The sequence below is a fragment of the Pseudomonas sp. SDO5591_S426 genome (assembly GCF_054070755.1).
Window position 1 is genome coordinate 1 of sequence record NZ_JBSVXD010000075.1, and the last position, 26,408, is coordinate 26,408.

Here is a 26,408-nt window from a genome sequence, read left to right on the forward strand (position 1 = left end):
GCATTCCAAAGTAGGAGCTGCCGCAGGCTGCGATCTTTTGCTTTCCAGAATGATGGAGTGCTGAAAAGGGTAAAAACCGCTATAACGCATTTGACCGTCAACCAAGGCGTGACAATGAACCCGTTCGAAGACATGCGTATTTTTTGCCAGGTGATGGATTCCGGCAGCTTCACGGCCGCCGCCGATCAACTGGGCCTGTCCAAGCAATTCGTCAGCCGACGCCTGATGCAGCTTGAGGAACGCCTCGGCGTGCGCTTGCTCAATCGTTCGACCCGACGCCTGGACGTCACGCCGCTCGGGCAGAGTTACTACGAATCCGCTCTGCGCCTGCTCAGCGAAGTCGAGCAAGTGGAGCAGGGCATTGCCGGCCAGACCACCGAACCGCGCGGTACCATTCGCGTCAGCGCGCCGCTGTCGTTTGCATTAGCCCATCTGGGCTGTCTGCTACCCGTTTTTTTGCAGCGCTACCGTGACGTCACCGTGGAAGTGGATTTGAGCGATCGCCCGGTAGACCTGCTCGGTGAAGGCTACGACCTGGCCTTGCGCATCGGCACGCTGGAAGACTCGACCCTCATCGCCCGCCGCATCGCCTCGATCGAACGCGTGTATTGCGCGAGCCCGGCGTATCTGGCCGAACGCGGCACACCGGTCAAACCTGAAGATTTGCTCAACCATGACTGCCTGCCCTACGGCCACGGTCGTCAGGTGCAATGGCGATTCACGGGGCAGGGCAAGCCGCTGGCCGTCAACGTCACCGGGCGGATGCGGGTCAACAATGGTGAGTTGCTGAGAGACGCAGCTATTGCCGGGATGGGGATTACTTACTTGCCAACGTTCATCGTCGGATCGGCGCTAAGAGATGGCAGGCTGGTGCCGGTGCTGGACGCGTTTCGGCCGGAGCCGCTGACGCTGTCGGCGGTGTATCCGCAGCATCGCCAGTCATCGCGACCGGTGCAGGCGTTGATCGGGTTTTTGCGCGAGCGGCTGGATCAGGCGGAGGGTGAATCGTAGATCGGCAATTCACACGATCCCCTGTAGGAGCAAAGCTTGCTCGCGATTGCGGTGGTCCATTCAACAGTTATGTTGACTGGCACTCGGTCATCGCGAGCAAGCTTTGCTCCTACAAGGTTTAGTGCAAGTCAGTTGATGCGTTTGTCATCCCCCGGCTCACCAGCCGCATGCAGCCCGCGATCATCTCCGATTTCCCCGGCCCGATGAACACCGTGGTCATCGCCGATTTCGCCTGAACGATGAACGCCATTGTCATCACCTGAGCGATGAACGCCATTGTCGTCGCCCGAACGATGGACACCATTGTCATCACCCGAACGGTGTACACCATGATCGTCACCCGGTTCGGAATGAGTGCCGCTGCGTCCTGAGTTGGACGCTGTACTGCCGCTGTGACCCGACGCATGGTCGCTGCCGCTATGTCCGCTGCCAGCGCTGTTGCCGCCGTGACCACTGCCGCTGCTGCCGCCATTGCCACCGCCGCCGTTACCGCCGCCACCACTGCCACCGTGACCGCCGCCGCCATTGCCGCCGCCACCGCCACTGCCGCCACCACCATGGCCGCCGCCGCCGCCGCCACCACCGCCACCGCCACCGCCACCGCCACCGCCACCGCCGTGGCCACCACCTCCGCCGCCACTACCACCGTCTCTCGCCTGTGCACTCGACACACCGGACAGGCTGTCCGGGATCAATACGGTAGACGCCGACAAGACCGCGCCAATAGCTACTGCCAGTAAAAGCTTGTTGATGTGCATGTCGTTCTCCGTCTTTTTGTTCAGCTTGGAACGTTGATGAACATTGCAACTTGCTGCTGTATTCAGTGGGTGAACACGTCAACGTCCGGCTTTATTCAGTCGAAAGTTGAAAAAACCATGCGATGGGTGCGCAAGTCTGTCCCAGAGCGGTCAGTGGATGCTTGAAGCGAGTTCGAAAATCGGGATGTACATCAGGATCACGATCACCCCGATCAGCAGGCCGATGAAGGTCATGAGCAGCGGTTCGAACAGCCGCACGAACCATTCGATCCAGCGGCTGATTTCTTCGTCGTAGAAGTCGGCGCTGCGCTCCATCATCTGTCCGAGGTTGCCGGACTGTTCGCCGGCGCGGAGCAGACGCAGGGACACCGGCGTCACCAGATGATTGAGTTCCAGCGCGGTCGACAACGATTGCCCTTCGCGCACCCGTTCGCAGGCCTGGTCCAGGCGCACGCGGGAGGCGGGCGTCAGCAGGTTGCGGACCATGCCCATGGCGGTGACGAGGGGAATGCCGCCTTGCAGCAGAATCCCCAGCGAACGGTAGAAGCGCGCCAGTTCGTACATGAAGATGCGCTGGTGCACCGCCGGGAGTTTTTCGATCAGGCGATCCACGCCACGGCGGAACGACGGCTGTCGCTGGAGCAGGGCGAGGGCGACGATGATGGCCATGAAGGCGCCGAAGAATTCGCCCTGGTGGGCGTGCAGGAACATGCCGCTGGTCATCAGGATCTGCGACAGCCACGGCAGGTTCGACCCCAGCCCTTCGAACACCAGGCTGAAGCGCGGCACCACATAACCCATCAGGAACAACACCACGCCGCCGCCCACCACCAGCAACAGCATCGGGTAGATCGAGGCGCTGACGATCTTCTGCCGAACTTCGTCCATGCGCTGGCGATAGCTGACGTAGCGACCCAGTGCTTCACCCACGGCGCCGGTTTTCTCGCTGGACTGCACCAGCGCCACGTACAGCGGAGGGAACACCGCCGACAACTGGCTCAAGGCCTGGGAGAAGGATTTGCCTTCATACAGCAGGCGCACCAGTTCGCTCAGGGTTTTGCGGGCCTGTGGCGCCGATTCTTTTTCCGCCAGGCTTTCCAGCGCGTCGATCAACGGCAGGCCGGCGTTGAGCAACGTGGTTAGTTCCTGGCTGAACAACACCAGGTTGAAGGTTTCGCGCTGCTTGAGGCGCAACGCTCGCCAGTGCCGCTCGGCGTGCAGGCTGACCACCCGCAGGCCCTGGTCTTCGGCGATGCGCTGGGCTTCGCTGTGACCCTGTGCTTCGACGGTCATCGACACCACACCGGCCTTGCCGACTGCTTTGAGGTGAAACCGCATGGTCGCCACCGTCATTGCCAACTGGTGACTTCGGCGTTTTCGCCTTCGCCGCCGGGCTGGCCATCCTTGCCCATCGACAACAGGTCGTACTCGCCGTTTTCGCCGGGATAGCGGTAGGTGTAGTTACGGCCCCACGGATCTTGCGGCAGCTTTTTCTGCAGGTACGGACCGGTCCAACGGGTTTCGTCGCTCGGCGCGGTGACCAGCGCCTGCAAGCCCTGTTCGGTCGACGGGTAATGCCCGACTTCCAGGCGATACAGGTCCAGGGCTTTGCCCAGGCCTTCTATTTGCGCCTTGGCCACTTTCACTTCGGACCGGCCCAGTTGCGCAAAATACTTCGGCGCCACGATACCGGCCAACAGCCCCAGCACCACCAGCACCACCAACAATTCAAGCAATGTGAACCCGCGTTGAGGACGCGGGGCGAAATGCAGTCGCTGTTTCATGATGACCTCACACAGTCGGCAGAAGGGTCGCAACAAAGGCCTATGCAATTGCCATGCAAATGGTCATCAAGCTTCTGCTGTCCTCCTGCAACCCCCGTATTACGGCCTCTCGCGCTTTCGGCACAGTGCTTGCGTATGGCTGATAAACGACCGGCCATTGGGGCATTACCCCCATTTTTCGGGGCCGGGCAGGGGAGACAGAGCTATGAAAACTCTCACCACAGGAATGCTCGGCTTGATGCTGCTGGCCGGCGTCGTTCAGGCCGATGTGTTCGTTTCCGTGGACGCCAAGGGCAACTTCGTCCTGTCCAATGTCCACCGCCCCGGTCGCCACTATGAACGGGTAATTCGTGAGGCCGAGGCGACGGTGGTCAGCCTCGACCAGCAGCCGCAAATGATCGCCGCGCGACCCTATGCCGAGCTGGTATCCAAAGCCGCCAACGACAACCAGTTGCCGGCCGCGCTGTTGCACGCGGTGATCCAGACCGAGTCCAGCTACAACGCCAGCGCCGTATCGCCCAAGGGCGCCGGCGGGTTGATGCAGTTGATGCCTGACACCGCCCGCGAGATGGGCGTGAAAGACGTCTACGACCCCAAGGCCAACATCCAGGGCGGCGCCCGCTACCTCAAACGCCTGATGACGATGTTCGACAACGACATCGCCCTCGCCGTGGCGGCCTACAACGCCGGGCCGCAAGCGGTACTCAGCCGTGGCGGCGTGATCCCGCCGTTCGCCGAAACCCAGCGTTATGTACCCAGCGTTTTGCGCCAATACCGGCGCTTGCAGGGACTCGCAGTGGATGCCCCGCTTTGATCGAAAACCTTGGGGCGGGTTTCCCCAACATTGGGGCATGGTGGCCCCAGGGAAAAAGTGGGGAATAAGTGGGGAATTTCCCCCGACGTGTGAAGTGCTAATCGCAAGACATTGAAAAACCACTGAATTTTTTATGGCATGCAGATTGCTCAAAGGGTTTTGTCGAGAATTATTCCCTGTGAGCACCCACAGTGAGGCCCGTGATCATGACCGGCATTTACCACGCTCCACAAATACTCCCTTGGTTGCTGTTGGCCGCTTCGATGCTCGGCATCGAGATTGCCGAAGCAGCTGCGCGCTGTGAACGCAACCTGGTGGCCAACGTCGTGGCGCTGGATCAGCCGCTGATGTTCAACCGCCTCGGGGCGCAGAACGTCAACGGCATGATGTTCGCCCTGCGACGCGACGTGGTCGATGACCGTCAGGTCTCTCTGGAGCAGGGCGGCGCGGCAGTGCCGGGCAAAGTGTCCCTGCGGCCCGACAAGCGTCCGCGTCCGCTGGTATTGCGGGTGGCTGCCGGTGACTGCCTCACCGTCAACCTGCAAAACCTGCTGGCCTACCAGCCCAACCCCGGCTCCCACAGCGATGGCGGTGGAGAGGAAGAGGGTGAGGAGGAAGAAGGCATCGAAATCGGTGACGGTGCGACCCAGTTCAAGGCCGACGAACAAGTGGCTGACCGTCACGTCGGCTTCCAGGTCAACGGCATGCAAGCGGTCAACAGCATCGATGACATTGCGTCCTATACCGGGCGCAACGCCAACACTTTGGTCGCCCCCGGCGCCAGCCGTTCCTACACCCTGTATGCCGAGCGCGAAGGTGCGTTCGTGGTGAGCAGCCGTGGCGCAACGTTCGGTGGCGAGGGCGCGGCCGGCAACAATGCCAACGGTCTGTTCGGCCAGGTGGCGGTGATGCCCAAGGGCGGCCGCAACTACCGCAACACCATCACCGAAGAAGAAATGCGTCTGGCCAGCACCGGGCGCACGCCGGCCGGTCAGCCGATCGTCGATTACCAGGCACGCTACCCGCAGCGCGAGCCGTGGATTCGCGAAGGCAAGGCGGGCAAGCCGATCATCAACATGGTCGACGGCAATGAAATCATTTCCAGCGAAGCTGATGCCATTGTCATGGGCAGCAACGCCGACGGCAGTTTCCCAAGCTCCACTTATCCACTTGAAGCCTTGGGCAAACGCAACCCGGCCATCCCCAATCGCCTTGAGCCGTTCCGCGATTTCTCCGCGCAGTTCCAGGATGAAACCGCAGTCACCCAAGCGTTTCCCGCTTATTTCGCAGACCCGGTCATGGCCCATGTGCTGGAGCCGACCCGCGACTCGTTCATGATCAACTATGGCGCCGGTGGCATGGGCGCCGAGGTGCTCGCCAACCGCTTGGGCGTGGGGCCGATGCACGATTGCCTGTCCTGCGCCTATGAAGAGTTCTTCCTCAGTGCCCACACCGTCGGCGACGTGGCGATGCTGGTGGACGTACCGGCCAACGCCGGGCTGGAAGGCATCACCCCCGGCCAGACACCGAATGCCGATCAGGTCGGGGTCAAGGCGACCACCGCGTTGTATCCGTCGGAGCCTTCGAACGTCGCTCACAGCTACATCGGTGACTTCGTCAAATTCCGCAACACGCACAACGGTTACGAACACCACATCTTCCACTTGCACGGCCATCAGTGGCTGTTCAACCCCAATGACGACAACTCCGACTACGTCGATGCCCAAGGCATCGGGCCGGGCGCCGGCTACACCTATGAAATCGCCAACGGTGGTTCGGGCAACCGTAACCGGGTCGCGGGCGATGCGATTTATCACTGCCACTTCTACCCGCACTTTGCCCAGGGCATGTGGGCCATGTGGCGGGTGCACGACGTGTTTGAAGAAGGCACCAAACTTGAAGTGTCGCAACAAGGCGCCGACGGCTTCCACAGTGAACCGTATGCCTTGCGCAGCGGTAAACCGGCGGCGGACGCACGGGCCTTGCCCGATGGCGAAATCGTTGCCGGTACGCCAATCCCTGCAGTCGTTCCACTGCCAGGCAAAGCCATGCCGCCAATGCCAGGCAAAGTCGCGGTCGTGCCGAAAATCGGCGAAACCCTGGTGGCTGCCAACGACGATGACGATGAAGAAGGCGACGATGACGGCGAGCATCACGACGGCGGTGTCACCGGAGCCATCGGCTCGCTGGCGCTGGTCGATCGCAGCGAAGCCAACCGCAACGCCGATGGCACCCTGAAAAACCCAGGCTATCCATTCTGGATCGGCGGCATGGAAAGTTCGGTCGGCCAACGCCCACCGACCCCACCGCTGGACATGCTCGATGCCGCTACGGCGCAGGCCCTGAAGGCTAGCGGTAAAGCGCTGTGGGCCAACCTCGACCCTAATCAGTCCGGCGGCTGGGACGGCGGCTTGCCGCGTCATGCCCTGGGCGGTGTATCCGAGGGTGGCGAGGCGCACACCATCACCACGTCGCTGGACTTCTCCAAGGAAGTGAAACGGGCCAAACCGATCTACATGCCGGAAGAGGGCACGGAAGTCGAACAAGCGGCCATGGCCTTCCACGCGAAAAAAGACCATCCAAGCTTTGCCGTCCTGCCGGGCAACCAGATCGTGGCGCGCAACTTCCGCACCAACGGCGCCTTGCCGGTGGCCGGTGCGCCGTACTACGAACCGTGCATGGATGACCGGCAAAAACGCCTGATCAGCAGCGCCGGCACCGGTGAGTTCATCAGTGGCGAGCGCCTCGACGGTATGTCGTTTATCGGTGCCTCGACCTTCACCGCGGACCGTCCGCGGGTCTACAAGGCGGCGAACATCCAGTTCGACGCGGTGTACAACAAGGTCGGCTACCACTTCCCTCAAGCGCGCATTCTTGCGTTGTGGGAAGACGCCTGGCCGGTGATCACCAAGCAGCGTCCGCCAGAACCTCTGGTGATGCGCATGAACACCTTCGACTGCGTGCAGTACCAGCAAACCAACCTGATTCCGGCCACCTACGAGATGGACGACTATCAGGTGCGCACGCCGACCGACGTGATCGGCCAGCACATTCACTTGCCTAAGTGGGACCTGGTGGCCGCCGATGGTTCGTCCAACGGCTGGAACTACGAAGACGGCGTGCTCTCCCCAGGCGCCGTGCAAGAACGCATCCACGCCATCCGCGAGTTCAACCAGTGCGAAGGCACCGACCCGCGTGACGGCACACCGGCTTGCCCGAAAGCCAAGAATCACCCGTTCTTCGGTCAATACGGCCGGGCTGATTGGGTGGGCGCGCGGACGGCCATGCAGCGCTGGTTCGTCGACCCGGTGGTGAACACCTATGGCGTCGACCGTGGCCTGGGCACCATCTTCACCCACGACCACCTCGGCCCATCGACTCACCAACAGATTGGTCTGTACGCCACCGTACTGGCTGAACCGGCCGGTTCCACTTGGTTCCACGCCGAAACCGGCGAGCCTCTGTACAGCGGCGCGCGGCAGGACGGCGGGCCGACCTCGTGGCAGGCGGTGATCTCCACCGGTGACCTGGACGGCGACGGCAAGAACGACAGCTTCCGCGAGTTCTTCCTCGAATACAGCGACTTCCAGCACGCCTATGAAGCCGGTGTGTACGTCGGCGCTGGCCCGAACGGCGTGCCGAACCCGCAAGCGTTCCCGGCCACAGCCGACAGCTTCCGCTACGCGATCAACCCACCGGTGCGTGACAACACCAGCGAGTTGCTTGAAGCGGTTGTCGAGTTGCGCGGCGGGGTGAAACCGGGCTGCCCAAGCCGCCCATGCCCGCAAGCGATCTCGGTGGATGACCCTGGCATGTTCGTCGTCAACTACCGCAACGAACCGCTGGCCCTGCGGGTTTACGACCCGAACAAGGTCGGCCCGGACGGCAAGCGCGGCATGCAGGCCGATGGCCTGGGCGGCGACCTGGCGTATGCCATGCAAAGCCGTACCGACCGTGCGATCCCGGCGATGAACCTGGCGCCGAACCTGATCACCGCGGCCACCGGCCCAACCGGCGGCACCACGCTGTTCCCGCCGCACATCAACCGTGGCGGCGCCGAACCTGGCGATCCGTTCACGCCGATGCTGCGCACCTACACCGGTGACAACGTGCGGCTGCGGGTGCATGCCGGCGGTCACGAAGAGGAGCACAACGTCACCCTGCACGGCGTGAAATGGCTGCAAAGCGGTTCCGGCTTCGGCAACAGCTCCAACTCGGGCTGGCGCGCGTCGCAGATGGTCGGGATCTCCGAGCAGATGGGCTTCAATGCGCCGGTGTCGATGATCTCCAGCGCGGCGGCGACCACCGGTGACTACCTCTACACCATGGACGCGTCCATCGAGGGTTACTGGAACGGGATCTGGGGCGTGATGCGCAACTACACCGCGCAACGCAGCGACCTGTTTGCGGTGCCGAACAATCCGAAGCCGACCGGCATGCGCAATACCGTGGCGTTCGACGGCATCTGCCCACGGATTGGCGCCAACCCGAACGGCATCGGCACCCGGCCAACCGTGCAACGCAACTATGAAGTGGTCGCGGCGCTGGCCAACGACATCCTCAGCAATCCGCTGGGCCTGTCTATCGCTGATCCGGCGGGTCTCGGCCAGCATGTCGGCGGGCCGCTGAAACCGGCGGGCGGCACCCTGGTGCTGAACTCGCGGCCAGTGAGCATTCCGCAGGTCACGATCACCGATCCTGAGGATGGCGAGATCTTCACCATCGGCGGGCAAAGCGGGCCGCTGCATGACCCGACCGCGATCCTGTATGTACGCAAGGGCGATCTCGATCCGATCACCGGCAAGTTGAAACCCGGTGTGCCTGTCGAACCGCTGATCCTGCGTGCGGCGGCCGGTGACTGCATCAACATCACCCTGGAAAACCGTCTGCCGAGCGTGATGCCCGACCTGGCCCAGACCGCGATCATGCAAGGCCTGGCCAAGCGTGACCGCAACGACGGCATGGGCTCGACCACCTTCAACAACAACCTGTTGCGGCCATCGAGCCATGTCGGCCTGCATGCGCAACTGCTGGCTTATGACATCACCAAATCGGACGGTGCCAACGTCGGCGCCAACCCGATCCAGACCGTGCCACCGCGCGTCGGCAGCACCGGTGCGTACCCGACTCGTACCTATCAGTACTACGCCGGGCACCTGGAACGTGAAGGCAAACCGATCACCCAACTGGGGCGCAACGTCGACAACATCAACGCCACGGCGGTGGAGTTCGGCGGGTTGAACTTCACCCCGGCGGACGTCATCAAGCAACCGCAAAAAGGCCTTGGCGGTGCGATGAGTGTCCTGCCGATCGGTTCGACCTGGGTTGAAGATGCCAAGCGCGCGTCGGCCACAGTGACCGCGCCGGGCCAGACCGTCTACCGCGATTTTGCGATGGTCTGGCAGCGCGCCTTGAACACTCGCTGGGCCAATGGCCGGCCGGTGGAAGGCATTGCCTCGGAAGGCAACGGTGTGCCGAACGATCCGAAGGACAACGCGAGCATGGCCATCAACTACAAGATCGAGCCGATGTGGTTCCGCTTCGGTCTGGCCCCGGATGCTCCGTTCGGTCACGCCGGCAGCCCTGGCACCTACGGCGACGTGCCGAACGCGCACATGGCCTACAGCAACGCCTTGGTGGGCAGCGATCCGCAAACGCCGGTGTTCTACGTCAAGCCGGGGCAACCGTTCCGTACGCACATCCTGATGCCGTCCGGTGGCAGTCGCGGTTCGACCTTCCAGCTCGACGGTCACGTCTGGTCGGTCAACCCGTTCGTGTCGGAGAAGAGTGATGTGGGCGGTTACCCGATGGGCACGCCGGGGATTGGTTCAGTGAAGTTCGGCTACAACCCGATGTCGATGTACATCGGCGCCCGGGAAAGCGTGTTGCCGGCGGCGCACTTCAGCTTCATGCACCCGAGCGCCGGGGGCAGCAATGCGATAGCGGGGGACTACCTGTACCGCGACAACGCGTCCTTCGGTAATACCGCCGGGTTGTGGGGGCTGTTGCGGGTGACCAACGAGCCGGAACCGGCGCCTGCGCCGTAGGTGCCGGGATGGGGTGGTGGATAACACCACCATCCCTGTGGGAGCGAGCTTGCTCGCGATGGCGTCCTTGGCGTCACCACCTGAAACCGTGGTGATGCCAATCGCGAGCAAGCTCGCTCCCACAGTAGAGCGGTAAAGCGGACACAGATCTGAAGGGGAGTTTTGCCATGAACAGGACCATCACATTCGTCAGTTGTGCGCTCGTCGTCGCAGGGGCGTTGATCTGGCTTGGGGTATCGCGTACATCGCCGCCGACCCTGCTCAACCAAGTGGCACTGCCCAACACCTGGACCGGCCAGACCCTTGAGCGCGATGGCGTGTCCGTGGCGCTCGATGTGAAGGCGCTGGCCGAGGACGGCGTGCTGCGTGAGGGTGAGTTCGCCGACGTGCAATTTCGCGTCACCGACAAGACTTCCGGCCAACCGCTGTCGGGTATTGCTCCCGGCGCCTGGGTCGACCCGGAAACCGTCGCCGCCGACAAGGCCCAGGGTCGCGACCAAAGCTGCAAAGCCCGGGTCGGGGTGTTCCTCAAATCAAGCATCGGCGCGCGGCCGTTGCTCGATCTCAACAGCTATTTCGTGTTGGTGATGAACCGCGATGCCAGCGTTTCGGTGGTGGACCCGTCGGTGTCGGTGGGCGGCATCACCAGCACCATGACGCGGATCGACATCAAGCAAGCGCCGATGGACTGGGTCACCCCGCGCGATAACAAACGTGTGTTCGTGTCGATGCCGACCGCGGGTGAAGTCGCGGTGATCGACACCGAACAATTCAAGTTGCTTGATTCGGTCGCGGCCGGCAGCAACCCGGTGCGCGTGGCTTTGCAACCGGACGAGCGCCTGCTGTGGGTGGGCAACAACGCCAAGACAGCGGAGCAATCCGGGGTCACCGTCATCGATACCCGCAGCCTGAAAACCCTCAAGCATCTGGCCACCGGCGGCGGTCATCACGAAATCGCCTTCAGCAAGGACAGCCGGTTTGCCTTCGTCACCAACCGCGACGATGGCACGGTGAGCATCATCGATGTCGCCAGCCTGACCTTGCTCAAACAGCTCAAGACCGGTTCGCACCCATTGTCGGTGGTGTATTCGCCGCTGTCCGGGGCCGCGTATGTGGCCGATGGCAAGGACGGCACCGTGACGGTGGTCGACGCGGCGAGCCAGTCGGTGCGGCGAGTGATCAAGCTGAAACAGGGCCTCGGCCCGATGGGCTTCAGCGCCGATGGGCGTTTCGGCATCGTGCTCAACACCCTGGAGAACCAGGCCTCGGTAATCGATGCGGCCAACGATGCGCTGATCCATGAACTGGACGTGTCCGCCGAACCTTACCAAGTGGTGTTCACCAAGGCCTATGCCTACATTCGCGGGCTGGCCTCGTCCAAGGTGACGATGATCAACCTGTCGTCCCTCGGTGAAGGCCGCAAGCCGATTACCCAGGGTTTCGAAGCCGGAACCAAGGCCCCACGGCTAGCCGGTGATTTGCCTCTGGCATCGAGCCTGGCAGTGTCGCGGGACGACAACGCGGTATTTGTGGTCAACCCGACCGACAACACCACTTACTTCTACGCCGAAGGGATGAACGCACCGATGTCCGGCTACCCCAATCGCGGGCAAGTGGCGCGGGCAGCGCTGGTCATCGACCGCAGCCTGCGCGAAGTCGAGCCGGGGCTGTACAGCGCGCGGATCAAACTGCCGACGGCGGGGCGGTTCGACGTGGCGTTCCTGCTCAACCAGCCGAACATCATCCATTGCTTCAGCACCGTGGTTGAGACGAACCCGAATGTCGCGCAAGTGGTCGGTACGCCGAAAGTCGAGTTCATGCTCGACAAGTCCACCGCCGCATTGGGCAGCCCGTACGTGGTGCGTTTTCGCATCGTCCAGGGCAAGCAGAAAACCCAACGCAGTGGGGTCAAGGACGTTCAGGTGCGTTACTTCCTGGCGCCATCCTCGCGGCCTCAGGCAGTCGCGGCACTGGACGTCGGCAACGGCGTTTATGAAGCGCCGGTAACGCTTGACCAGAAAGGCGCCTGGTACCTGCACGTGCGTGCGGCGTCGCTGGGTGCGGATTTCGGCGACCAGACATTTGCCAGCGTTCGGGTGCTGCCCGGCGAAACTCATTGAGAGGACATCGATATGAAGCGATTTGCACACCGTGGACTGCTGACTCTGTGTCTGTTGGCGGTCGGTATCGGCCAGGCCCTGGCTCATTCAGCGGATGAGCATGCCGGCCACACGCCGGCGAAAAGCGCCAGTTCGGAAAGCGCCCAGGTCAAGTTCGCCGACGTGGCGCTGGTGGACCAGAACGGCAAGACCGTGCGCCTGGAAAAAGACCTGGTCAGCGACAAGATCGTGGTCATGAGTTTCATCTACACCAGTTGCACCACGGTGTGCCCGGTGGTGTCGTCGATCATGGGCAAGGTGCAGAAACAGCTGGGCGCGCGAGTCGGCACCGAAGTGCAACTGGTGTCGATCAGCATCGACCCGCAACGCGACGACGCCAAGCGCCTGAACGACTACGCCCGCACCTTCCAGAACGGCCCGGGCTGGAGCTGGCTCACCGGTTCGCCGCAGTCGGTCAACGAAACGCTCAAGGGCCTTGGCAGCTTCAGTGGCGACTTCAAGAACCACCAGCCGCTGATCCTCGTGGGTGACGGCAACAGCCGCCACTGGACCCGCTACTACGGCTTCACCGACCCGATGGTGCTCAGCCGTGAAGTCGAGAAACTCAGCGGCCAGCGCAACGCCCACGCCAAGCACACTGCCATCGCCATGGAGCACCAACCATGAAAGCGCTCGCCCTGATCTTCCTGACGATGTGCTTCTGCATCATCAGTTTCCTGGCCTTTTCCCATGAGCAGCATGAGCAAGCGGCGCCTGCCACAGCGCCGGCAGCGGTCGCGGCGGCGCAACCGGCGGGCGGAACGCGTGATGCCAAAACCTGGTTCACCGACACGCCGTTGCAGGACCAGAACGGCAATACCCTGCGTTTCTACAGCGACGCGTTGCAGAACCGCGTGGTGCTGCTCAATGTGATTTTCACCAGTTGCACCGATGCCTGCCCGTTGATCACCCAAAAGCTCAAGGAAGTACGTGAAGTGCTGGGCGACAAGGCGGACGGCATCACCTTTATCTCCCTTACCAGTGATCCGCAGCGGGATACTCCTGCGGTACTCAAGGCTTACACCTTGAAGCAGGGCGTCGATGGGCCCCACTGGCTTTTTCTTACCGGCGACAAAGCGCAAATGGACGTGGTCCTGGCCCGCATCGGCCAGATCATTCCGTCCCCCGAGCAGCACTCCACGCAGTTGATCGTCGGCGATGTGGCCAACAAACGCTGGAGCAAAATCCGTCCCGATGCCCCGGCCGCCGCCATTGCCCAGCGCTTGCAGTTGCTGACAATGCCTGTGGCTGGCCGCTGAGTCCGCGCCATGAAAATCGCCCTGATCCTCGGCCTGCTCTCGCTCAGCCTGACTGCCCAGGCGTTGCCGCTGAGCCCCAGCGAAAGCGCCGGCAAACGCCTGTACCGCGAGGGCGTGTCGGCCAGTGGTGAGCCGATCATGGCGCGGATCGGGGCGGCGGGCACTGTGCTGCCAGCCACCAGCCTGCCGTGTGCCAACTGCCACGGCGCCGATGGGCTCGGGCGTCCCGAGGGCGGGGTGAGACCGCCGGACCTGACCTGGTCGCGGCTGACCAGCACCTATGGCCAGCAGCAGATCAACGGGCGCACTTACCCGGCGTATACCGACGGCACCTTGGCCAGGGCGGTGCAGGAGGGGCGCGACCCCGGCAACAACCGACTCGACCCGGCCATGCCGAAGTTCGTGCTGTCGATGAACGATCAGCGCAACCTCACGGCGTACCTCAAGCGCCTGGCCGATGACCGTGATCCGGGCCTGAGCCCTGACAGCCTGCATCTGGGCACGTTGCTGCCGAGCACCGGGGCGTTGAGCGAGGAGGGCGTGACGGTGGCGGCGGTGCTCAGGGGTTGTATCGCGCGTATCAATGAGGCGGGCGGGATTCATGGCCGGCAGTTGCGCCTGACCATCCTCGATCCCGGTCCGGATCGTGCCAGTGCTGAGCAGGCACTGAGCCAACTGATCGAACAGGAACAGGTGTTCGCCCTGATCGCTCCGCTGGTGCCGGTGCTCGACTCGGAGTTGGCGCCGCGCCTGGAGCAGGCCGGTGTGCCTTTGATCGGACCTTTGTCATTGCAAGGCACGAACCCGATCAGCCGGCAGATTTTCGAACCGTTGCCGGGGCTGCGCGAGCAGATGATTGCCCTGGCCAACTATGCAGCCGCGAGCCTGCGAGTGTTACAGGGGCCGACGCTGATCGCCTACCCCGACGAGCCCGGCCAGCGGCTGGCAGCAGAGAATCTCGCCAAGTACCTGCAAGACAACGCCTGGCAGAAAGTCCGTCTGCAAATCTATCAATCGGCGCAGGACGAATTGCCGTTGGGTTCGCGCTCGGTGTTTTACCTGGGCAGCAGCGGCGGCTTCAGTCACCTGGCCGAGCGGTTGAACACAGCAGGGCAGGTGCCTTACCTGTTTGCCGCATCGAATCAGGTGGCGGGTGATTTGCTGCAAGTACCCAGTGGTTTTTCCCGACGGGTATTCCTCGCGTATCCGTTCGTGCCCAGTGACTGGACGATCGCCGGACGCCTGGCCCTGACCCAATTGCGCGAACGCCAGCAACTCGGTGGCGAACACGCGGTCCTGCAAGTCGGCGCGTTCAGTTCGATGATGCTGCTCAGCGAAGGCATGAAGCAGTCCGGTCGCGATGCCAGCCGCGAGAAACTGGTCAACGCGCTGGAAGGCCTGCATGACTTCGATACCGGCCTGACCCCGCTGATCAGCTTCGGACCGGGTCGCCGCCAGGGCCTGAGCGGTGCCCATGTGGTCACGGTGGACCTGCCCGACCAGCGTTTCTATCTGGTTGCCCCTTATAAACCCATTGCCGCCATGCCCTGACCGGAGGCCGAACATGAAACTCAACACTGTGCTGATTCTGTTGACGTTATGGGTGCCCGCGGCGTTTTGCAGCAATGGGCAGGTGGCGGCGCGGGTCAATGGCGAGGAAATTTCGCAGATGCGCCTCGAGCGATATTTCGCCGAGTACCTGGAAGACCAGGGCCGGGCGGTCGCCAGCATCCGCAGCCCCAGCGCGTACAAACAGTTGCGCAAAGCGGCACTGGACGCCCTGATCGACAAGGAGCTGCTCTGGCAGGAAGCGGTCAAGCGTGGCGTGGTGATCAGCGATGCCACGGTGCAAAGCCAGGTCGACCAGACCCGTCAGGCGATGGGCGGCGCGCAAGTGTTCGCCCGACGCCTGGAAGACGCCGGTTTCGATGAGGCGGCCTACATCGAATACACCCGCCGTGACCTGACGGCCCAGCAGATGTTTGCCGAACTGACCAAGGTCACCGAGCCGGACGAAAAACAGGTGCAGGCGTTTTTCGAAGAGCATCGAGCCGAGATGAAGAGGCCCGAGGAGATCCAGGTCAGGCATATCCTGATCAAAGTGCCTCAGGGTGCGGAGGCTTCCACTGTTTCATCGGCGAGACTACGCTTGGAGGCAATGCGTACGCGTATCGCTCAGGGCGAGGACTTTGCCAGCGTCGCCCGGAGCGGTTCCGAGGACGCTTCGGCCAGCCAGGGCGGTGATTTGGGCTATTTTCCACGGGGTCGCATGCTGCCGGAGTTCGACGCGGCAGCCTTTGCCCTGGCGCCCGGCGCGGTCAGTGAACCGGTGCGCACGGCGGTGGGATGGCATTTGATTTATTTACAGAACCGAATGGAGGCAGCCGATGTCACAGAGGAGCAAGGACTTGACATGGTTCGGGCTTACCTTGCCCGACAGAAACAGGTTCAGACTCGTCTACAGGTTCTGGCGCAGCTGCGTTCCAGCAATCGGATCGAACGGATTGACGACGATTGAGCATTCCCCCAAAAGTGGGGAAAAGCATCAATCCACATCCGATCGGTTTTCCCCGCTTTTGGGGGGTGGGGTATGTGGACGAAAAGGCATTGCTTTTAAATTCAAGGACATGAATACATAAAATTACCGGCGCTCAGCCTGGCATGAAGTGTGCGTTAGACCTTGTAAGGCGCGCACTCCGCCAGGTTCGGTATTCGGACCTGCGGTTTCAAGGAGTCCACCTTGTTAAACAAAGTACTGGTTGTTGACGACGAACAACTTCTTGCAGAAAACCTCCAGGGTTACCTGCAGGCGCAAGAGTTGGACGTCCGGATTGCTCACGACGGTGCGCAAGGAATCGTTGAAGCTAACGATTTCGCACCCGATGTGATGGTGTTCGATTACCGCTTGCCCGATATGGAAGGCTTTCAGGTGCTCGATGCCGTCCGCCAGAACAGGAATTGTCATTTTGTGCTGATCACAGGGCACCCCACCGCAGAGGTTTGCGAAAGGGCCCGGCAACTGGGAGTCAGCCACATCCTGTTCAAACCGTTTCCGTTGGCGGAATTGGCCCGGGCAGTGCTGGATCTTCTGGGAGGTCAGCGCGAACCCAAAGCGGGCGCGAGCACATCCGAAGGTTTCGTCGAACGACGCCAGAGCAGGACCGAAAATTTCCCGCTGCAGTTGTACGACGGTAGTTGGGTGCTTGCAGATCGCCGACGAAGTACCACGGCCTCCACAGCGCCAGACGACGAACAATTGCTCACCGGGGAGTAGTGGCGCGACAAGACGTTCCGGCCCCCGCCGAAATAGCTCGCCGCGCCGACAGGGCTCAAAGCCCCGGGCGTTGGAGAGCAAGCCATGGACCGTCTATCACTTGTCGTCGATGCTGTGCCGCTGGACTGTGTACCGACCCGGTTTACCAGTGAGCAATTGGCTCAGGCGCGGTCGCTGGCCGCCACTTCCGGCGAGCGGGTTCTGCAAGCCCTTGGTGAGCTCTGCGAACTGGCCCCCATGCCCTTCATCCAGTGCCTGGGCGCAACCCTGCATTATCCGGTGCTCGACACCGACAGCCTGTTTCAAGCCACGCCGGTTTTCGATCGGGTCACCCTGGCCCAATGCCTCAAGCGCGAATTCACTCTGCTGCGTCACGACGACGCGGTCATCGGCGTGTTCGCCGACCCCTTCGACACGGCCCGCCTGGCCTGGATCGACGATTGCCTGCACGGCGCGCCGTTGTACCTGGTACACGCCGACGACCTGAAAGCCTACCTGGCCCGCCACGAAGAAAGCTTCCACGCGGTGGAGTCGCTCAATGCCCAGTCTGACGGCAGCACCGAAATCGATACCCTGCAAAGCCTGTCCCTGACCAGCATCAGCGAAGACTCCAGCGTCGTCGTGAAGCTGGTCAACTCGACTCTGTACGACGCCTTGAAAATGCACGCCAGCGACATTCACCTGGGCACCACCGGCAGCGGTCTGGTGATCAAGTACCGCATCGATGGCGTGCTCAACAACATCAGCAAGATCCAGGGCAACGAATTCGCCGAACAGGTGATTTCCCGGGTCAAGGTCATGGCCGAACTGGACATCGGCGAGAAACGCGTGCCTCAGGACGGTCGCTTCAAGATCGGCATCAGCGGCCGGCAGATCGACTTCCGGGTGTCGATCATGCCGAGCATTTTCGGTGAAGACGCCGTGCTGCGGGTGCTCGACAAACAGGACCTCGCCGACAAGGTCTGCGGTGTGCAATTGCAGGCCCTGGGCTTCGAAGAAGAAACCCTGCGCCAACTGCGCCGCCTGGCCGCCGAACCCTACGGCATGGTGCTGGTCACCGGCCCGACCGGCAGCGGCAAGACCACCACGCTGTACGCGATGATCACCGAGATCAACCACGGCGTGGACAAGATCATCACCATCGAAGACCCGGTCGAATACCAACTGCCGGGCGTGCTGCAAATCCCGGTCAACGAAAAGAAAGGCCTGACCTTCGCCCGTGGCCTGCGCTCGATCCTGCGCCACGACCCGGACAAAATCATGGTCGGTGAAATCCGTGACCCGGACACCGCACAGATCGCCGTGCAATCGGCACTCACCGGGCACCTGGTGTTCACCACCATTCACGCCAACAACGTGTTCGACGTGATCGGCCGTTTCACCCAGATGGAAATCGACCCCTACAGCCTGGTCTCCGCGCTCAACGCGGTACTCGCCCAGCGCTTGATTCGCCTGGTCTGCGTCAGCTGCAGCGCCCCTTACACGCCGAACGAAGAAGAGCTGGAAGCCTCCGGCCTCGATCCGCAAAACGTCGCGCACTACCAGTTCGTGCATGGCAAGGGCTGCGGCCATTGCCGTGGCACCGGTTACCGCGGGCGCAGCGCGATTGCCGAGCTGCTGCACCTGGATGATGAGCTGCGGCAAATGATCGTTGAGCGCCAACCCATTTCGAAAATCAAGGCCCACGCCTGCAAACGTGGCTTGCGCCTGCTGCGCGAATCCGCGCTGGAACTGGTGCAACAAGGCCGGACCACTCTCGAGGAGATCAATCGTGTCACTTTTATCTCGTGAGCAATTTGTCGCCGTCCTCGGCGCCAGTGGTGTCGGCCTCGGCCAGCGCAAGGGCAGTCAAACCCTGTGGCTGGGCAGCGTCGGCTACATCGACGAAGGCTTTCAGGCCTGGACCGTGGCCCTGGAAACCCTCGACCGCCTGCTGGGCGAACATGCCCGCGCCGGTGCGGAATTGACCGTGGTCATCTCCGGACACTTCAGCCGCTTTTGCCTGGTGCCCTGGAGCGAGCAGATCAGCAGCCCCGAAGAACTGCGCGGGTTTGCCCAGCTGTGCTTCGAAGACCTCTACGGTGCGCCAAGCCAACCCTGGAACCTGGTGCTCTCGGCCGAACCTGCCGGTTACGACCGGGTCGCCACGGCGCTGCCGCAAGACTTGCTGGAACGCCTGCGGACCCTGGTCACGGGTCGTGGCTTGCGCCTGCGTTCGGTGCAGCCGTACCTGATGGCGGCCTTCAACCACTTCGACAAAAGCTTCGACGCCGGAGACTTCCTCTTCGTGGTCGCCGAGCCGGTGCGCAGTGTGATGCTGGTGGCGCGCGAAGGTCGCTGGGCGGCGGTGCGTTCGGTTGGCAGCAGCGACAGCGATGCCGCGCTGACCGCGCTGATCGGCCGCGAAAGCCAATTGCAGGCGTCCACCAGCGAACGGCCACTGAATGTTTATCTGCACGCCCCGGCGCGCATCGACTCGCACCCGGACGTTCCCGGTGTGCACCTGCGGACCCTCGAAGAGGACCGGACAGCCGTACACGATTGCCTGTACGTCATGTCCCGGGCGGTGGCCTGACATGCGCGCCCTGATGCTCGACTTTCAGCCACGCCGCCGCTCGACGCCTCTGGGCTGGAGCCTGCTGGCCGCAGGCGTGATGCTGGCGCTGACCTGCATGGTGATTCAGCAACACCTCAGCGGGGAGGCCGAACAACAGCAAGGTCACCTGCAAACCGCGCAACGGGTGCTCACCGGCGACACCGGCAGCAAGGTCAGCCTGACGCCTGCGGAAACCCGCGAGCAGGCACAGAACCTGGCCGAGATGCGCAAGGTCTCGCAGCAATTGCGCCGCCCTTGGGAACGTCTGTTCGCCACGCTCGAATCCATGCAACGCGACAACATCGCCTTGCTGACCCTGACCCCGGATGCCCGCAAAGGCCAGGTGCGGATCAGTGCCGAGGCGCGGGACCTGGACGCCATGCTCGACTTCCACCGCCGCCTCGAAGCCAGCGACGAGCTGTCCGATGTGTCGCTGCTCAGCCACGAAATCGTCGCCAACGTGCCGGAACACCCGGTGCAATTCAACTTGTCGGCTACCTGGGAGATTGGCGATGCAAATCCCTAGATTGATCGTCCACGAATACCTGCAAAGCCTTGGCCTTCCGGGCCTGGCAGGGTTGGCGGTGCTGGTTGTGGCACTGACTTACGGCCTGGCCGGTTTGCTGCCGGACTGGCAATCGTTGCAGCACCTGAGCCAGCAGACCCGCGAAGCCAGCGAGTACCTGGCCAAGGTCGAAGACGGCACCGTGGCCGCGCCAGTGGTACCGCAACGCCAGCTCGATGATTTCCGCAGCAAGTTGCCGTCCCAGCCGCAAGCCACCGTGGCCATCGACAAGATCTACGCGCTGGCCGCTCAGGAGCGCATCACCCTGGCGCGAGGCGAGTACTCGCTGGGCATCGATCCGAAAACGCACCTGGCCCGTTATCAGATTCTGCTGCCGGTGCGTGGCAGCTATCCGCAACTGCGGCGCTTCCTGCACGCCTTGCTCGGCCAGTTGCCGGCGGTGGTGGTGGAGGACGTGGAGTTCCAGCGCAAAAAGATCGCCGACACCGACCTCACCGGCCGGATCCGCATGACCCTTTACCTGTCGAGGTCATGATGAACAGCAAACGCGTAGTGGGTTGGGTGGCGTTCTTCGGTGTAGCGGCGGCGCTGACCTGGTTGCCCGATTACTTCAAGCAGGCCGATGACAGTGACGTGGACGTCGCCGCCGTCGCCACGCCTGCCAAAGGCAAGACGTCGTCGGCCGCCAAAGCCGCCGCAGCGTCAGCGCCGATCAAGGACCTGAGCCCGGCCGGCGACCTGTTCGCCGCCCGCAGCTGGAAGGCTGCGCCAACGCTTGCCAGCGTCACCGAACAACCCGTCAACGTTGCTCCAGTCGTGCAGGCCCCCACTGCACCGCCGATGCCTTTCCAGTTCATTGGCCGCATGGATGACCGCACCGATCTGCAAGTGTTCTTGCAGAGCGGCGAAAAGATCTACGTCGTGCGCAAAGGGGATGTGATCGACGAAACATGGAAGATCGAGGGGATTTCCGATCTGGAACTGAGCCTGGTCTATTTGCCTCTGCATTTGTCCCAGACTTTGTCTGTGGGGAGCGCGCAATGAACAAGTCCCGTTTGCTGATGAGCCTGTGCCTTTGTGCAGGGCTGGCCGCATGCAGCTCGGCGCAGGTCGCCAAGGAAGAAGCCTCTGACCTGATCGAACAAGGTCAGTATGAAGCCGGCCTGGCCCGGATCGAGGAAGGGTTGCGCGAAAACCCTCGCGACACCGAGCTGCACATTGCCCTCAACACCGCCCGTGCCCGCGCTATCACCGCGCTGCTGACCCAGGCCGAGATGGACCGCGCCCAGCGCGATTTCGCTTCGGCGCGCATGGGTTACGGACGGGTGCTGACCATCGAGCCGAACAACCGCCGCGCCCAGGACGCCATGCGTCAACTGGAACACATGCGCAGCCTCGATGAAAAACTCGAACTGGCCCGTGGCGACCTGCGCCGGGGCGACATCTACGGGTCCGAACGCCAAGTGCGGCAGATCCTCGAACTGGACCCGAACAACGAAGGCGCGCTGGAACTGCAAGGCAACATTCGCCTGGTGCAGAGCCGCAACGTGATTCCTTATCCGCAACTGCGCACCCGCCTCGACAAACCGGTGACCCTGGAATTTCGCGACGCCAACCTGAAAACCATTTTCGAAGTGCTTTCCCAGGTTGCCGGTTTGAACTTCATCTTCGACAAGGACCTGCGCCCGGACATGAAAGCCACGATCTTCGTGCGTGACGTGCGCATCGAAGACGCCGTGGAGCTGCTGCTGCAACAGAACCAGTTGCACCAGAAAGTGGTGAACGAAAACACCTTGCTGATCTACCCGGATTCGCCGCAGAAGCTCAAGGATTATCAAGAGCTGGTGATGCGCACCTTCTACCTGACCAGCATCGATGCCAACACCGCGCTGAACATGATCAAGACCATGCTCAAGACCCGCGACGTGTTCGTCGATGAACGCCTCAACACCCTGACCATGCGCGACACCGGCGACGCTGTGCGCATGGCCGAGAAACTCCTGCAATCGCAAGACCAGTCCAACCCTGAAGTGGTGCTGGAAGTGGAAGTGATGGAAGTCGCTACCCAGCGGATCCTCGACCTGGGCCTGCAATGGCCGAACACCTTCGGCGTGGTCAACAGCGATGGTTCGGCGGTGACCATTCTCGATCAGCTCAAAGGCATCAACTCCAGCCGGATCACCATTTCGCCGTCGCCACAGGCCAAGATCAACGCGCAGGACAAAGACATCAACACCCTGGCCAGCCCGGTGATTCGCGTCAGCAACCGCGAGCAGGCGCGTATCCACATCGGTCAGCGCGTGCCGATCATCAGCGCCACTTCGGTGCCGTCGACCCAGGGACCGGTGATCACCGAAAGCGTGACTTACCTCGATGTCGGTTTGAAACTGGAAGTGCAGCCAACCGTGCACCTGAACAACGAAGTGGCGATCAAAGTGGCGCTGGAAGTCAGTAACGCCACGCCGCTGGAACCGACCCGCCAGGGCACGATTCCGGTCCAGGTCGATACCCGCAACGCGCAAACCACCTTGCGCCTGCACGACGGCGAAACCCAGATCCTTGCCGGCCTGATGCGCAACGACCATGGCAGCACCGGCAACAAGATTCCTGGCCTGGGTGACATTCCCGGCCTGGGACGGTTGTTCGGCAGCAACAAGGACGACGTCAGCAAATCCGAGCTGGTGTTGTCGATCACGCCGCGGATCGTGCGCAACCTGCCGTACCAGAGCCCGTCGGACATGGAATTCCCTACCGGCACCGAGACCAGCATGCACATCCAGGCGCCGGACCGCTCGAAGGTCGACGTCGAAGAGGTTCGGGCCAATGGCATGAGCGCACCGATCGCTACCACCGTTACCGTCGGGAAGCCTTGATCATGAACGCCTCGCAACGCGGTTTTACCTTGATCGAAGTCGTGGTGACGCTGTCCCTGATCGGCCTGCTGGCCGGCATGGCTGCGCCGCTGACCGAGACCGTGGTGCGCCGGGGCAAAGAGCAGGAACTGCGTACTTCGCTGTACCAGATCCGCGATGCCATCGACGCCTACAAACGGGCATTCGATGCCGGCTACATCGAGAAGTCGCTGAACAGCAGCGGCTACCCGCCGAACCTGCAAGTGCTGGTGGAAGGCGTGCGTGATGTGCGCAGTGCCAAGGGCGCCAAGTTTTATTTCCTGCGGCGCGTGCCTCACGACCCGCTGGCGGCGGTCAAGCGTGACGACGAAGGCGGCTGGGGCTTGCGCTCCTACGACAGCACCGCTGAAAACCCGCGGGATGGGCAGGACGTCTTTGACGTCTACTCCAAGGCCCGCGGCAAAGGCCTCAACGGCATCGCCTACCGGGAGTGGTGAGCATATGCGTCGGGAAAAGGGTTTTACCCTACTGGAATTGATGGTGGTCATGGCAATCATCGCGACGCTGATGACCATCGCCTTGCCGCGCTATTTCAACAGCCTGGAGGCCTCGAAAGAGACCACCCTGCGCCAGAGCCTGTCGGCGATGCGCGAAGCACTGGATCACTACTACGGCGACACCGGGCGTTATCCCGACTCCATCGAACAACTGGTCGAGCAGCGTTACCTGCGCAACCCGCCGATGGACCCGATCGCCGAACGCAAGGACGCCTGGGTCATGGTTGCACCGCCTGAAGGCGTGGCCGGCGGCGTTGCCGATATCAAGAGCGGTGCCACAGGGAGGGCGCGTGATGGCAGCCTTTATTCCGAGTGGTAAGCCTGCATCTGAGGACGGCTTCACCTACCTGGGTGTGCTGTTCCTGATCATGGTGATGGGCATGGGCCTGGCCAGTGCCGGCGAGTTGTGGTCCACCGCCTCGCGCCGTGACCGCGAACGCCAGTTGCTGTGGGTCGGCACTCAATACGCCCAGGCGCTGCGCAGCTACTACCGCAGTTCGCCCGGCTTGGCCCAGTACCCGAAAGAACTGGCCGACCTGCTGCAGGATGAGCGTTTTCCCAATGCCAAGCACCACCTCCGCCAGCTGTACCCGGACCCGATTGGCGGCGGCGAATGGTTCCTGATGCGCGGTTTCGACGGACGCATCACCGGTCTCAGCAGCCCGTCCACCGACAAGCCGCTGAAGCAGGCGGACTTTCCCACTCAATGGTCGGATTTCAACGGCATGGCCAGCTACAAGGACTGGCAGTTCGTGGCCGAGAAAGCCTTCCTCGATGGCGCATCGGGCCCGGCCAAAGGTCCGTCGCAATCGCCACAGGCGGTGCAGCCATGAACCGCTTCTGCCTGGCGTTGATCCTGGTGTTGAGCACTTCGGTGGCCGCCGAAGAAGACGAAATGCTCGGGTTCATCATCGACGACACGATCTCGCACATCGGCCACGACTTTTACTACTCGTTCAGTGAACGCCTGCGGGCCACCAGCCCGATGGATTTCAACCTGGTGGTACGCGAACGACCTTCGGCTCGCTGGGGCAGCCTGGTGACCGTGGAATTTCAACAACGTTTGGTTTACCGGCGTTTCCTGCCGCCGAACACCGTGGAGCTCAAGGACGAGGCTTATGACGCCGCCGACTGGGTACGCGGGCAGATTGTCCAGCGCAAGCTGGAAGCCTTGTTGCAGGACACCACGGACCTTGAGAGGGACGAACTATGAAAACGAAAACGTTCTTGCAGCGCACCGGTTTGTGCTTGCTCGGGCTGGGCAGCTTCGGCCTGGTCCAGGCCACGGAGCTGGTCTACACGCCCATCAACCCCTCGTTTGGCGGCAACCCGTTGAACGGCACCTGGCTGCTCAACAACGCCCAGGCGCAGAACGACTACGACGATCCGGACTTGAAAGACCGCGCCACGCTGACCGGGACCTCGGCCCTGGAGCGCTTCAGCAGCCAGTTGCAATCGCGATTGCTGGGGCAACTGCTGGACAACATCTCCACCGGCAATACCGGGAGCCTGTCTACGGACGCTTTCATCGTCAACGTCCTCGACGACTCAGGGCAACTGACGATCCAAGTGACCGACCGAGCGACCGGTGAAGTGTCGGAAATCAAGGTTAATGGCCTGGCCCCTTGAGGGGATTTGGGCTGACGGGGAGCAACGGACATGAAAAAGATAATTTTGCTAGGGATGCTGTTGGCAGCACTTCAAGGCTGCAGCCTGCGCGAGCCGATCGGCGCCGAGCAGGACACCGAAACCCCGACCCTGACACCACGGGCGTCGACCTATTACGACTTGATCAACATGCCGCGACCCAAGGGTCGGTTGATGGCGGTGGTGTATGGCTTCCGTGACCAGACCGGACAGTACAAACCGACGCCCGCCAGCTCGTTTTCCACCAGCGTCACCCAGGGCGCGGCGAGCATGCTGATGGACGCGATGCAGGCCAGTGGCTGGTTCGTGGTGCTGGAACGTGAAGGGCTGCAGAACCTGCTGACCGAGCGCAAGATCATCCGCGCCTCGCAGAAAAAGCCCAATACCCCGATGAACATCCAGGGTGAACTGCCACCGCTGCAAGCGGCGAACATGATGCTCGAAGGCGGGATCATCGCCTACGACACCAACGTGAAAAGCGGCGGGGAAGGGGCACGCTACCTGGGTATCGATATCTCTCGCGAGTATCGCGTGGACCAGGTCACCGTGAACCTGCGGGCGGTGGACGTGCGCAGCGGCCAGATACTCGCCAACGTGATGACCAGCAAGACCATTTATTCCGTGGGCCGCAGTGCCGGGGTGTTCAAGTTCATCGAGTTCAAGAAATTGCTCGAAGCCGAGGTCGGCTACACCACCAACGAACCGGCGCAGTTGTGCGTGTTGTCGGCGATCGAATCGGCGGTGGGGCATTTGCTGGCGCAGGGGATCGAGCGGCATCTGTGGCAGGTGGCGGGGGATAACTCGGTGTCTACGCAGAACGAGACACTGGATCGGTATCTGACCCAGGCCAAAGTGGTGCCTGAGGGGTCGGAGTCGGGTTCGGGTTCTAGTTCGGATGAGTGAACCGAGGCGGCCTTCGGGCCGACCTGGTTCTTGCGGATAGACCCGGTTCCGCTTCTGTAGGAGCAAGGCTTGCCCGCGATGGCTATGTGTCAGGCGACCAGTATTTTTCGAATGTACTTTGACCCTGTGGGAGCTGGCTTGCCAGCGATGGCTATGTGTCAGGTACCCGGGATTTTTGACTGAGTACATATCCATTTCTGCGGTAACGGCTGCTTATGGTT

At 62.3% G+C, this 26,408-nt stretch carries 24 protein-coding genes; 21 read left to right on the plus strand and 3 right to left on the minus strand.

Annotated elements, in window-relative coordinates:
- Positions 1 to 114: 114 nt before the first annotated feature.
- Positions 115 to 1,011 carry a LysR family transcriptional regulator gene (locus ACW9JC_RS16170; RefSeq protein ID WP_338585978.1) on the plus strand — a complete coding sequence of 299 codons (897 nt, stop codon included), beginning with the start codon at positions 115 to 117 and terminating at the stop codon, positions 1,009 to 1,011.
- A gap of 128 nt (positions 1,012 to 1,139) precedes the next feature.
- Here the strand turns inward: ACW9JC_RS16170 and ACW9JC_RS16175 are convergent, their stop codons facing one another.
- The 3 genes from ACW9JC_RS16175 to gspG all read right to left on the minus strand — a co-directional run bounded on the left by ACW9JC_RS16175 (position 1,140) and on the right by gspG (position 3,553).
- Complete coding sequence (locus tag ACW9JC_RS16175) at positions 1,140 to 1,769, minus strand: hypothetical protein (protein WP_457456024.1); 630 nt, start codon at positions 1,767 to 1,769, stop codon at positions 1,140 to 1,142.
- A gap of 150 nt (positions 1,770 to 1,919) precedes the next feature.
- On the minus strand, positions 1,920 to 3,107 hold the full coding sequence (locus tag ACW9JC_RS16180; RefSeq protein WP_457456026.1) for a type II secretion system F family protein: 1,188 nt from the start codon (positions 3,105 to 3,107) through the stop codon (positions 1,920 to 1,922).
- A gap of 11 nt (positions 3,108 to 3,118) precedes the next feature.
- Positions 3,119 to 3,553, minus strand: a complete 435-nt coding sequence (gene gspG, locus ACW9JC_RS16185; RefSeq protein ID WP_416129351.1) for a type II secretion system major pseudopilin GspG — start codon at positions 3,551 to 3,553, stop codon at positions 3,119 to 3,121.
- Between the two features lie 205 nt (positions 3,554 to 3,758).
- On the opposite strand from gspG, the gene ACW9JC_RS16190 reads away from it, so the two are divergent.
- The 20 genes from ACW9JC_RS16190 (at position 3,759) to ACW9JC_RS16285 (ending at position 26,187) form a co-directional block, all read left to right on the plus strand.
- Positions 3,759 to 4,367 (plus strand): lytic transglycosylase domain-containing protein, encoded by a 609-nt coding sequence (locus tag ACW9JC_RS16190; protein ID WP_457456028.1) that lies wholly within the window; start codon positions 3,759 to 3,761, stop codon positions 4,365 to 4,367.
- 206 nt (positions 4,368 to 4,573) lie between these two features.
- Positions 4,574 to 10,414 (plus strand): manganese-oxidizing multicopper oxidase MnxG, encoded by a 5,841-nt coding sequence (mnxG, locus tag ACW9JC_RS16195; protein WP_457456030.1) that lies wholly within the window; start codon positions 4,574 to 4,576, stop codon positions 10,412 to 10,414.
- A 167-nt stretch (positions 10,415 to 10,581) separates the two neighbouring features.
- Positions 10,582 to 12,534, plus strand: a complete 1,953-nt coding sequence (locus tag ACW9JC_RS16200) for a YncE family protein (RefSeq protein ID WP_457456032.1) — start codon at positions 10,582 to 10,584, stop codon at positions 12,532 to 12,534.
- 12 nt (positions 12,535 to 12,546) lie between these two features.
- On the plus strand, positions 12,547 to 13,200 hold the full coding sequence (locus ACW9JC_RS16205; RefSeq protein ID WP_457456034.1) for an SCO family protein: 654 nt from the start codon (positions 12,547 to 12,549) through the stop codon (positions 13,198 to 13,200).
- The gene (locus tag ACW9JC_RS16210; protein ID WP_338585987.1) at positions 13,197 to 13,832 is read left to right on the plus strand and encodes an SCO family protein; all 636 of its coding nucleotides are present in this window, start codon (positions 13,197 to 13,199) and stop codon (positions 13,830 to 13,832) included. Before ACW9JC_RS16205 ends, ACW9JC_RS16210 begins: the two co-directional genes overlap by 4 nt.
- Before the next feature lie 9 nt (positions 13,833 to 13,841).
- Entirely contained in the window at positions 13,842 to 15,383 is a 1,542-nt protein-coding gene (locus ACW9JC_RS16215; protein WP_457456037.1) for a cytochrome c/ABC transporter substrate-binding protein, read from the plus strand.
- A gap of 13 nt (positions 15,384 to 15,396) precedes the next feature.
- The gene (locus ACW9JC_RS16220; RefSeq protein WP_457456039.1) at positions 15,397 to 16,350 is read left to right on the plus strand and encodes a peptidylprolyl isomerase; all 954 of its coding nucleotides are present in this window, start codon (positions 15,397 to 15,399) and stop codon (positions 16,348 to 16,350) included.
- Between the two features lie 222 nt (positions 16,351 to 16,572).
- Positions 16,573 to 17,106, plus strand: a complete 534-nt coding sequence (locus ACW9JC_RS16225; RefSeq protein ID WP_457456041.1) for a response regulator — start codon at positions 16,573 to 16,575, stop codon at positions 17,104 to 17,106.
- Positions 17,107 to 17,190: 84 nt separating this feature from the next.
- Positions 17,191 to 18,897 (plus strand): GspE/PulE family protein, encoded by a 1,707-nt coding sequence (locus ACW9JC_RS16230; protein WP_338585992.1) that lies wholly within the window; start codon positions 17,191 to 17,193, stop codon positions 18,895 to 18,897.
- Entirely contained in the window at positions 18,878 to 19,681 is an 804-nt protein-coding gene (locus ACW9JC_RS16235) for a hypothetical protein (RefSeq protein ID WP_457456043.1), read from the plus strand. Before ACW9JC_RS16230 ends, ACW9JC_RS16235 begins: the two co-directional genes overlap by 20 nt.
- A 1-nt stretch (position 19,682) precedes the next feature.
- Positions 19,683 to 20,228, plus strand: coding sequence for a PilN domain-containing protein (locus ACW9JC_RS16240; RefSeq protein ID WP_338585994.1), 546 nt, complete (start codon positions 19,683 to 19,685; stop codon positions 20,226 to 20,228).
- On the plus strand, positions 20,215 to 20,763 hold the full coding sequence (locus tag ACW9JC_RS16245) for a GspMb/PilO family protein (protein ID WP_457456046.1): 549 nt from the start codon (positions 20,215 to 20,217) through the stop codon (positions 20,761 to 20,763). The genes ACW9JC_RS16240 and ACW9JC_RS16245 overlap by 14 nt, the downstream gene beginning before the upstream one ends.
- Entirely contained in the window at positions 20,763 to 21,272 is a 510-nt protein-coding gene (locus ACW9JC_RS16250; protein ID WP_457456048.1) for a hypothetical protein, read from the plus strand. The genes ACW9JC_RS16245 and ACW9JC_RS16250 overlap by 1 nt, the downstream gene beginning before the upstream one ends.
- A complete protein-coding gene (locus tag ACW9JC_RS16255) occupies positions 21,269 to 23,101 on the plus strand; it encodes a secretin N-terminal domain-containing protein (RefSeq protein WP_457456050.1) in 1,833 nt (610 codons plus the stop codon). Before ACW9JC_RS16250 ends, ACW9JC_RS16255 begins: the two co-directional genes overlap by 4 nt.
- Before the next feature lie 2 nt (positions 23,102 to 23,103).
- A complete protein-coding gene (locus tag ACW9JC_RS16260; protein ID WP_457456052.1) occupies positions 23,104 to 23,577 on the plus strand; it encodes a type II secretion system protein in 474 nt (157 codons plus the stop codon).
- A 4-nt stretch (positions 23,578 to 23,581) separates the two neighbouring features.
- Complete coding sequence (locus ACW9JC_RS16265) at positions 23,582 to 23,956, plus strand: type II secretion system protein (RefSeq protein ID WP_180206144.1); 375 nt, start codon at positions 23,582 to 23,584, stop codon at positions 23,954 to 23,956.
- Entirely contained in the window at positions 23,931 to 24,470 is a 540-nt protein-coding gene (locus tag ACW9JC_RS16270; RefSeq protein ID WP_416129365.1) for a type II secretion system protein, read from the plus strand. The genes ACW9JC_RS16265 and ACW9JC_RS16270 overlap by 26 nt, the downstream gene beginning before the upstream one ends.
- A complete protein-coding gene (csgE, locus tag ACW9JC_RS16275) occupies positions 24,467 to 24,850 on the plus strand; it encodes a curli production assembly/transport protein CsgE (RefSeq protein WP_338586002.1) in 384 nt (127 codons plus the stop codon). The genes ACW9JC_RS16270 and csgE overlap by 4 nt, the downstream gene beginning before the upstream one ends.
- Complete coding sequence (locus tag ACW9JC_RS16280; RefSeq protein WP_338586003.1) at positions 24,847 to 25,266, plus strand: curli assembly protein CsgF; 420 nt, start codon at positions 24,847 to 24,849, stop codon at positions 25,264 to 25,266. The genes csgE and ACW9JC_RS16280 overlap by 4 nt, the downstream gene beginning before the upstream one ends.
- Positions 25,267 to 25,296: 30 nt before the next feature.
- Positions 25,297 to 26,187, plus strand: a complete 891-nt coding sequence (locus ACW9JC_RS16285; protein WP_457456056.1) for a CsgG/HfaB family protein — start codon at positions 25,297 to 25,299, stop codon at positions 26,185 to 26,187.
- Positions 26,188 to 26,408: the final 221 nt, after the last annotated feature.

Coding starts and splice junctions, on each gene's coding strand:
- ACW9JC_RS16170 (WP_338585978.1), top strand. CDS start 115: ATGAACCCGTTCGAAGACATGCGTATTTTTTGCCAGGTGATGGATTCC.
- ACW9JC_RS16175 (WP_457456024.1), bottom strand. CDS start 1,769: ATGCACATCAACAAGCTTTTACTGGCAGTAGCTATTGGCGCGGTCTTG.
- ACW9JC_RS16180 (WP_457456026.1), bottom strand. CDS start 3,107: ATGCGGTTTCACCTCAAAGCAGTCGGCAAGGCCGGTGTGGTGTCGATG.
- gspG (WP_416129351.1), bottom strand. CDS start 3,553: ATGAAACAGCGACTGCATTTCGCCCCGCGTCCTCAACGCGGGTTCACA.
- ACW9JC_RS16190 (WP_457456028.1), top strand. CDS start 3,759: ATGAAAACTCTCACCACAGGAATGCTCGGCTTGATGCTGCTGGCCGGC.
- mnxG (WP_457456030.1), top strand. CDS start 4,574: ATGACCGGCATTTACCACGCTCCACAAATACTCCCTTGGTTGCTGTTG.
- ACW9JC_RS16200 (WP_457456032.1), top strand. CDS start 10,582: ATGAACAGGACCATCACATTCGTCAGTTGTGCGCTCGTCGTCGCAGGG.
- ACW9JC_RS16205 (WP_457456034.1), top strand. CDS start 12,547: ATGAAGCGATTTGCACACCGTGGACTGCTGACTCTGTGTCTGTTGGCG.
- ACW9JC_RS16210 (WP_338585987.1), top strand. CDS start 13,197: ATGAAAGCGCTCGCCCTGATCTTCCTGACGATGTGCTTCTGCATCATC.
- ACW9JC_RS16215 (WP_457456037.1), top strand. CDS start 13,842: ATGAAAATCGCCCTGATCCTCGGCCTGCTCTCGCTCAGCCTGACTGCC.
- ACW9JC_RS16220 (WP_457456039.1), top strand. CDS start 15,397: ATGAAACTCAACACTGTGCTGATTCTGTTGACGTTATGGGTGCCCGCG.
- ACW9JC_RS16230 (WP_338585992.1), top strand. CDS start 17,191: ATGGACCGTCTATCACTTGTCGTCGATGCTGTGCCGCTGGACTGTGTA.
- ACW9JC_RS16240 (WP_338585994.1), top strand. CDS start 19,683: ATGCGCGCCCTGATGCTCGACTTTCAGCCACGCCGCCGCTCGACGCCT.
- ACW9JC_RS16245 (WP_457456046.1), top strand. CDS start 20,215: ATGCAAATCCCTAGATTGATCGTCCACGAATACCTGCAAAGCCTTGGC.
- ACW9JC_RS16250 (WP_457456048.1), top strand. CDS start 20,763: ATGAACAGCAAACGCGTAGTGGGTTGGGTGGCGTTCTTCGGTGTAGCG.
- ACW9JC_RS16255 (WP_457456050.1), top strand. CDS start 21,269: ATGAACAAGTCCCGTTTGCTGATGAGCCTGTGCCTTTGTGCAGGGCTG.
- ACW9JC_RS16260 (WP_457456052.1), top strand. CDS start 23,104: ATGAACGCCTCGCAACGCGGTTTTACCTTGATCGAAGTCGTGGTGACG.
- ACW9JC_RS16265 (WP_180206144.1), top strand. CDS start 23,582: ATGCGTCGGGAAAAGGGTTTTACCCTACTGGAATTGATGGTGGTCATG.
- ACW9JC_RS16270 (WP_416129365.1), top strand. CDS start 23,931: ATGGCAGCCTTTATTCCGAGTGGTAAGCCTGCATCTGAGGACGGCTTC.
- csgE (WP_338586002.1), top strand. CDS start 24,467: ATGAACCGCTTCTGCCTGGCGTTGATCCTGGTGTTGAGCACTTCGGTG.
- ACW9JC_RS16280 (WP_338586003.1), top strand. CDS start 24,847: ATGAAAACGAAAACGTTCTTGCAGCGCACCGGTTTGTGCTTGCTCGGG.
- ACW9JC_RS16285 (WP_457456056.1), top strand. CDS start 25,297: ATGAAAAAGATAATTTTGCTAGGGATGCTGTTGGCAGCACTTCAAGGC.